Origin of the sequence: Flavobacterium sp. (assembly GCF_046317795.1) — a bacterium.
GTDB lineage: Bacteria > Bacteroidota > Bacteroidia > Flavobacteriales > Flavobacteriaceae > Flavobacterium.
The window spans coordinates 1-7,464 of sequence record NZ_JBKCVI010000095.1 but is presented as its reverse complement, the minus strand read 5'-3'; the positions used below and the strand labels follow the sequence as shown (position 1 = coordinate 7,464).

Genomic DNA, 7,464 nt, shown 5'->3' with positions numbered 1-7,464 from the left:
TTTTATTAATTGGATATATAATTTTTATAAATCCACAGGCTACCAATTCATCCAATAATTTCGAAAAACCGCCACCACTTGTGAGTTTCGTATCTACTAAAAGCTCCTTTCTAGTCAATCCTTTGCTTTTTGTTGCCAATGCTTTGATAATGGAAATATGCAAATCGCTGTTTTTGAACAGTGATGCATACAAATTACCAAACTCATTTTTCAAAAGGGCTTGAGGCTTGAAAAATAACTCATCCAAAATTTGAGGGACACTTTGACCAGATTTGATGTCTTTTAGATAAAATGGAACTCCCCCAACGGACATATACAAAGTTGCTAAATCTTTCAGAGTAAGCTTTACATTAGAAAGTTCTAAAAACTGTTTGGTTTCTTTCAATGTAAACGGCATCAATTGAATATGAGCCGTAATTCGGTTGTGCAATCCTCCTTTATTGTTGATGACTTTGTCAATAATCCAAGATGCCGCTGAACCACAAATAACCAAAATAATATCGTTTCTTTTGGAACAATACGAATTCCAAAAATTATCTAATGCTGCAAGAAATCCAGATTTTGGCGTTTCAAACCAAGCAATTTCATCTAAAAAAACGACTTTTTTCTTTTTAGTTTCTAAATTATTTAAGTGAATTTTTAATAACGAAAATGCTTGCAACCAAGTTTTAGGAATGGTTGGTTTTTCGGTTATATTTACGTCTAACAATGCCAACCAAAAACTTTCTAGTTGTTGTGCCATTTCTTTTCCGTGCAAACCACTGGCTTCAAAAACTATGCTTTTTTCATAGACTTGCCTAATCAAATAGGTTTTGCCAATACGGCGTCTGCCATAAACAGCCAAAAACTCTGAACCCTTCTTATTCAGTAAGTTTTGAAGTATTTTTATTTCGTCTTCTCGTCCTGCTACTATCATAACTAGTAATTTATACCTCGCCAAATATAATACATTTTAATTGAATTTGGCGAATTATAAATATTATTATTCGCCAAGTTTACATTTTAAACCTAAAACTTGGCGAATTATAATCACAAAAAAAATCCAAATCCCATTTATTGGAATTTGGAATTTTATTTATTGGAATTTTCATCCTTTATTTACTCAAATACATTTTTCTTCTACTATACAATTCATAGAAAGCATCATCCTTCAAATCATCAATAAACAAGATGCTTTCGCCAGTTGATTTCATTTCAGGTCCCAATGCTTTATTAACATTTTGGAATTTACTGAAAGAGAAAACCGGTTGTTTGATAGCATATCCATTCAACTGAGGATTGAATGTAAAATCGGTTACTTTGTTTACACCGAGCATTACTTTAGTGGCATAATTCACATAAGGCTCGCCATATGCTTTGGCAATAAACGGCACTGTTCTCGAAGCTCTTGGATTGGCTTCAATAATGTAAACGATATCGTCTTTTATGGCAAATTGAATATTGATTAAACCAACGGTTCGCAATGCCAAAGCTATCTTCTTCGTGTGATCTTTGATTTGCTGCATCACAAATTCACCCAAATTAAACGGTGGCAAGGTCGCATTCGAATCACCTGAGTGAATTCCACAAGGTTCGATGTGTTCCATAATTCCAATGATATACACATTTTCACCATCGCAAATCGCATCGGCTTCTGCCTCAATCGCACCATCTAAATAATGATCTAACAACAATTTATTTCCTGGTATTGATTTAAGCAAATCAATTACATGTTCTTCTAATTCTTGTTTGTTGATGACAATTTTCATGCCTTGTCCACCCAAAACATAAGAAGGACGAACTAATAAAGGAAAATCTAAAACATCTGCCAATTTAGATGCTTCATCGGCACTTTCGGCAATTCCGAATTTTGGAAAAGGGATTTTCAATTCGGATAACAATTCAGAAAAACGTCCTCTATCTTCGGCTAAATCTAGCGCATCAAAAGAAGTTCCAAGAATTTTTATACCATATTTTGATAATTTTTCAGCTAACTTCAAAGCGGTTTGTCCACCTAATTGTACAATTACACCTTCGGGATTTTCGTGACGAATAATATCATAAATATGTTCCCAAAAAACGGGCTCAAAATACAATTTATCGGCGGTATCAAAATCGGTGGAAACCGTCTCGGGATTACAGTTAATCATAATGGTTTCATAGCCACATTCTTTCGCAGCTAAAACTCCGTGAACACAAGAATAATCAAATTCAATTCCTTGTCCAATTCTATTAGGCCCAGAACCTAAAACCACTACTTTTTTCCTATCAGTTACAATACTTTCATTGTGAACATACCGTTCTCCTGTAGCCGTTTGCTTCGCCAGTTCGCAATTGCTCGTGTCAATTTCGGCTTCAAAAGTGGAATAATAATAGGGTGTTAATGCTTTAAACTCTGCCGCACACGTATCGACCAATTTATAAACACGCTTGATATTCATTTCATCACGCAATTTATAAACTTGACTTTCTAAACAACCCAACATATGTGCAATTTGACGGTCGCCATATCCTTTTTGCTTGGCTTCAAGCACCAACTCTTTTGGTAGTGTGTCAATTTTATAATTAGAAATTTCTCTTTCTAAAAGGTATAATTCCTCGTATTGCTTCAAAAACCACATGTCAATTTTTGTAATTTCATGAATTCTGCTCAACGGAATTCCCATGGCAATAGCATCATAAATTACAAAAACTCTGTCCCAACTGGCAAAAGTTAGTTTTTCGATTATCTGTTCGTAGTTTTTATATCCTTTTCCGTCGGCACCAAGTCCGTTACGTTTTATTTCCAGTGATTGAGTGGCTTTATGCAGTGCTTCTTGAAACGAACGACCAATTCCCATCACTTCTCCAACCGATTTCATCTGCAATCCTAAGGTTCTATCTGCACCTTCAAATTTATCAAAATTCCAACGAGGAATTTTCACAATCACATAATCTAAAGTGGGTTCAAACAAAGCTGAAGTAAGTTTTGTAATTTGATTTGGTAATTCGTCAAGATGGTAACCTAAAGCTAATTTTGAAGCCACTTTCGCAATAGGATAACCTGTAGCTTTTGATGCCAAAGCAGAAGAACGTGAAACTCTCGGGTTAATTTCTATCGCCACAATATCTTCTTTTTCGTCGGGTGAAACAGCAAATTGAACGTTACAACCTCCAGCAAAATTCCCAATACTGCGCATCATCAAAATGGCCATGTCACGCATTTTTTGAAAAGTGGTGTCCGATAAGGTCATGGCTGGTGCCACTGTGATAGAATCCCCAGTATGAATTCCCATAGGATCCATATTTTCGATAGAGCAGATGATAACTACGTTGTCGTTTTTATCGCGAAGCAATTCTAATTCGTATTCTTTCCAACCAATCAATGCCTTATCAATCAATACTTCATGTATGGGTGACATTTCTAAACCGTAGGTTAGTTTTTCATCAAATTCTTCCTTGTTATGAACAAAAGCGGCTCCCGTTCCACCCAATGTGAATGATGGACGGATAACTAGTGGAAACCCAAATTCTTGAGCAATTTCTTTTCCACGAAGGAAAGAAGTACAAATTTCGGCAGGTGCTGATGGTATTCCTATTTTTTTAAGTAATTGTTTGAATTGTTCTCTGTCTTCGGTAATGTTGATGGCATTGATATCAACACCAATTAGTTTTACTCCAAAATCTTTCCAAATTCCTTTGTCGTCGGCTTCCAAACATAAATTCAAAGCGGTTTGTCCACCCATAGTTGGCAAAACTGCATCAATTTGAGGATGTTCTTTTAGAATTTGGATGATGGATTTGGTAGTTAATGGCAATAAATAAATATGATCCGCCATTGATGGATCGGTCATAATGGTTGCCGGATTGGAATTGATTAAGATTACTTCAATTCCTTCTTCGCGGATGGAACGAGCTGATTGTGAACCCGCATAATCAAATTCACATGCTTGCCCAATTACAATTGGACCTGAACCTATGATTAAAACCGATTTAATGGAGTTGTCTTTTGGCATTGTATTTAGTTTGTTTTTTTAGATAAATTTTTCTTTTTTATTTGGAATGATTCATTGCAATTTTTATAAAAGCATCAATAATTATTGTCCTTTTAGGATTTGACTTACTGATAATTAGTGATATTGGAAATTTATTTTTGTTTTTATCAACAATCATTTCATCTATTTTCAGAAAAGTTTCATTATTAAATTCATTAAACCATTGATCAAACTTCTTTTTTCTAATAAATTCTTTTCCGTCAGAAGAATCACAAATGTAAATTGAAACGGCGTTTCCTTTTTTGAAATAAAAATCTATAAAAATAGCCACAACAGTGGCTCCAATTTTCTTATCTCTCGGCGGTAATTTTAAAGCTGGTTTATACTCAACCAAAATTGCAAACTCAAATAAATTTTTCGAAATTTCTTTTACATCATTCCCAAACAAGTAGGGTGTTGGTTTAAATTTTATTTCATAAATAATACCACCGTTGGTTTCAAAAAAATAACTATTATGTATTCCACCAATATAAATAAATTGATAGTTCATTTATTTCTTATTTAATTCCTTTAACTTTTTGCGAATTTCTTGAAACTTATCCGATTTGAAAAAACGTTTACTATCTTCTTTCATTTCATCTTTACTAGCTAAAAGATACTTAATAATATCATCTTGAGTTCTATTTGGTTTTTTTATTGCATCTTCTAATTTTTTTAACTCTTCCATAAAAAATTATTTAGTAAACAAAGTTACATTTTTTTATTTAAAAAAAAGCCGCTACTAATAAAAGTAACGGCCTTATATTGATTAATTGATAATCATTATTTTTTGTGTCTTGGTTCAGATGATACAGTCAATTTATGTCTTCCTTTGGCTCTTCGACGTGCAAGCACTTTTCTTCCATTTGCAGAAGCCATTCTATCCATAAATCCGTGCTTATTTCTTCTTTTTCTTTTCGATGGTTGAAACGTTCTTTTGCTCATTGCTTTGTATCTTTAAAATCGTGTATTAATTTCTTGGGTATTAGGGTTCTTTTAAACCGAGTGCAAATATACAAACCTTTTTTTTTCTGGCAAGTAGTTTTATAAAAATATTTTCAAATCCTTTTATTACCTTTGCAATCACAAAAAAAATATAATTATGTTTCACAGATTTATAAAATTACTAATTGCAGCTGTATTACTATTTACAAGCGTTTGGCAATTTACAGAAGGAAATATTGGCAATGGGATTTTTTTAGTACTACTAACAGCAATTCCTATTTTTCTTTACTACAAAAACGAATACATCCTTTTAGCTTTCTTAAAACTTAGAAAACAAGATTTTGCTGGGGCAAAAGTATGGTTGGATAAAATTAAAAATCCCCAAACGGCTTTGGTTAGAAAACAACAAGGATATTTCAATTACCTTCACGGATTAATGCTTTCGCAAACCAATTTGACACAAGCTGAGAAATATTTCAAGAAAGCGATTGAATTGGGATTGAATATGGATATGGATTTGGCCGTTGCCAAATTAAATTTGGCTGGAGTTGCTATGTCAAGAAGAAGAAAGTTAGAAGCAACCAATCTTTTGAACGAAGCCAAAAAATTGGACAAACAAGGCATGTTGAAAGATCAAATCAAAATGATGAAAGAGCAAATGAAGAAGTTTTAATTGCAGTTTCGGGTTTCAAGTTACGAGTTACGAGTTTCTTTGAATAGAAAAAAGTTCGCAAAAATTGTGAACTTTTTTTTATGAATATTATTTTTAACTCGAAACTTTCTAATATCCTTCCGTTGGAATTTCGATTTCGTATTTTTTCTTGGTTGGATTTAGTAACTTTTTGTCACGCAACCAAGGATTATGAATTTTCAAAATTTTATAATTGATCCCTTGTGACATGGCAAAACTTGTTAAATCATTAATAGTACTATCGATTTCTATTTTTTTGGTTGGAATTTGAGAATATAAATCACTGGAAAATATTCTAAAACCATATTTAGCTGGCTGTTTCATGATTTCTTTCAAAGCCAAAATTCTGAAAACGTAACGAGACGTTTCTTCGGTTAATGCTAAGTCATAATAATTAGTTACTTTTTGTTCTTCAATCTTTTTTGAAATGCCGCTCATTCCACCATTATAAGATGCAGCAGCAAGTGTCCATGAACCAAATTTTTCCTTGGCAGCCAACAAATATTTACAAGCCGCTTCGGTTGATTTTTCTAAATGGTAGCGTTCGTCTACAATTTCATTTACTTCCATTCCTTTTTCTTTGGCTGTATCTGGCATAAATTGCCATACACCTCTTGCTCCGGCAGAAGAAACCGCATTGGTTAAACCGCTTTCAATAACCGCCAAATATTTAAAATCATCTGGCACGTTATACTTTTGAAGTATTGGTTCAATGATTGGAAAAACCCTATTGGCGCGTTTAATGATTAAGGTTGTAGTAGAATGTAAATTGGCATTAATTAATAACTCTCTGTCCAATCGTTCTTTTACATCTGTAACTTGAAGTGGTGCGCTTTCGCCTGCAAAATCTACAGCTGTTGGAAAATACATAGCAGTTCCTTCATGCATTTTTTTGTCTTTACGATCTCCAGAGATGGCAAAAATTAAAAATCCAGAAATTATAATAACAACTAAGATTGAAATGGAGGTTTTACTTTTTTGCATAAAATATTATTTCTTTTGTAAAGCTACAAAAATCAGGCCTGAATTGCATTTATTCTTGAATTATTTTAGGAAGATTTTCATTTAACCATCGGTATTTATTCAAAATCATAATATGAGTACCACCTTTTACTGAAATGAAATTTTTGATGTATTTTGGTGGGAAAACTTCATCCAAATCGCCATGAATGTGAATAATTTCATGGTCAATTGCTATTCTTTCCCAGTTAATAATTTCTTCAATAGCCCAATCTAAATATCGTTTATCTCTAACCGAAAGGAATTTTTCATACAAAACTAACCTTTGCTTAATAATTGAGGAACCAAAAGTGAATTTCACCAAGAGTTCTATATTTTCAAACAATTTTGTGGGAATCAGTTTATACGCTTTGGTAGTTTTAGCAATTTTCATTCTCCTTGGCAATTCTGTGCTTGATTTTACACTTGATATAATGATAACTTTTTTTGGGTTTAAAAATTGTTTCATTTCCTGAACCAAAATTCCACCAAAAGAAACTCCAATTAAAACTGCATTTTCATGCAACACATTTTTTGACATTCGCTCTGCATAGGATTTCAAACTTTCCCTTTGGTTTGGAATAACCCATTCCAACAGATGCATTTCAAAAATGTCATTTGGGAGTTGTATTCTTTCAAATATTTTTGAACTTGCAGCCATTCCTGGCATAAAATAAACATGAATTTTAGTCATTTTTTTAACTCAAAATCAGTAAATTATTAGTATTTTTGCATAAAATTAATCCTTTTAATTCACATGATTATGAACGATGCGTTAATTTCGGAAAAAATGGAAATTAAAGACAACACCTTTGCCCGTCAATTTGAGACTTTAGT

8 protein-coding genes are annotated in these 7,464 nt (G+C 32.9%); 1 reads left to right on the top strand and 7 read right to left on the bottom strand.

Annotated elements, in window-relative coordinates:
- The 5 genes from ACK5ON_RS05740 to rpmH all read right to left on the bottom strand — a co-directional run.
- The coding region (locus ACK5ON_RS05740; protein ID WP_409820731.1) for an AAA family ATPase at positions 1-916 on the bottom strand (916 nt) is incomplete at its 3' end.
- Between the two features lie 178 nt (positions 917-1,094).
- Positions 1,095-3,974 (bottom strand): carbamoyl-phosphate synthase large subunit, encoded by a 2,880-nt coding sequence (gene carB, locus ACK5ON_RS05735; RefSeq protein ID WP_396173613.1) that lies wholly within the window; start codon positions 3,972-3,974, stop codon positions 1,095-1,097.
- 37 nt (positions 3,975-4,011) lie between these two features.
- Entirely contained in the window at positions 4,012-4,503 is a 492-nt protein-coding gene (locus ACK5ON_RS05730) for a DUF6169 family protein (RefSeq protein ID WP_409820728.1), read from the bottom strand.
- On the bottom strand, positions 4,504-4,680 hold the full coding sequence (locus tag ACK5ON_RS05725) for a hypothetical protein (protein ID WP_396173617.1): 177 nt from the start codon (positions 4,678-4,680) through the stop codon (positions 4,504-4,506).
- A 95-nt stretch (positions 4,681-4,775) separates the two neighbouring features.
- Entirely contained in the window at positions 4,776-4,937 is a 162-nt protein-coding gene (gene rpmH, locus ACK5ON_RS05720) for a 50S ribosomal protein L34 (protein WP_008464848.1), read from the bottom strand.
- A gap of 157 nt (positions 4,938-5,094) precedes the next feature.
- Between rpmH and ACK5ON_RS05715 the strand changes: the two genes are divergently transcribed.
- A complete protein-coding gene (locus ACK5ON_RS05715; protein ID WP_409820726.1) occupies positions 5,095-5,610 on the top strand; it encodes a DUF2892 domain-containing protein in 516 nt (171 codons plus the stop codon).
- Between the two features lie 108 nt (positions 5,611-5,718).
- On the opposite strand, the gene ACK5ON_RS05710 is transcribed toward ACK5ON_RS05715, so the two are convergent.
- Positions 5,719-6,612, bottom strand: a complete 894-nt coding sequence (locus ACK5ON_RS05710) for a lytic transglycosylase domain-containing protein (RefSeq protein WP_409820724.1) — start codon at positions 6,610-6,612, stop codon at positions 5,719-5,721.
- A gap of 49 nt (positions 6,613-6,661) precedes the next feature.
- Positions 6,662-7,321: an alpha/beta hydrolase gene (locus ACK5ON_RS05705; protein WP_396173621.1), complete on the bottom strand. Its 660-nt coding sequence runs from the start codon at positions 7,319-7,321 to the stop codon at positions 6,662-6,664.
- Positions 7,322-7,464 lie beyond the last annotated feature (143 nt).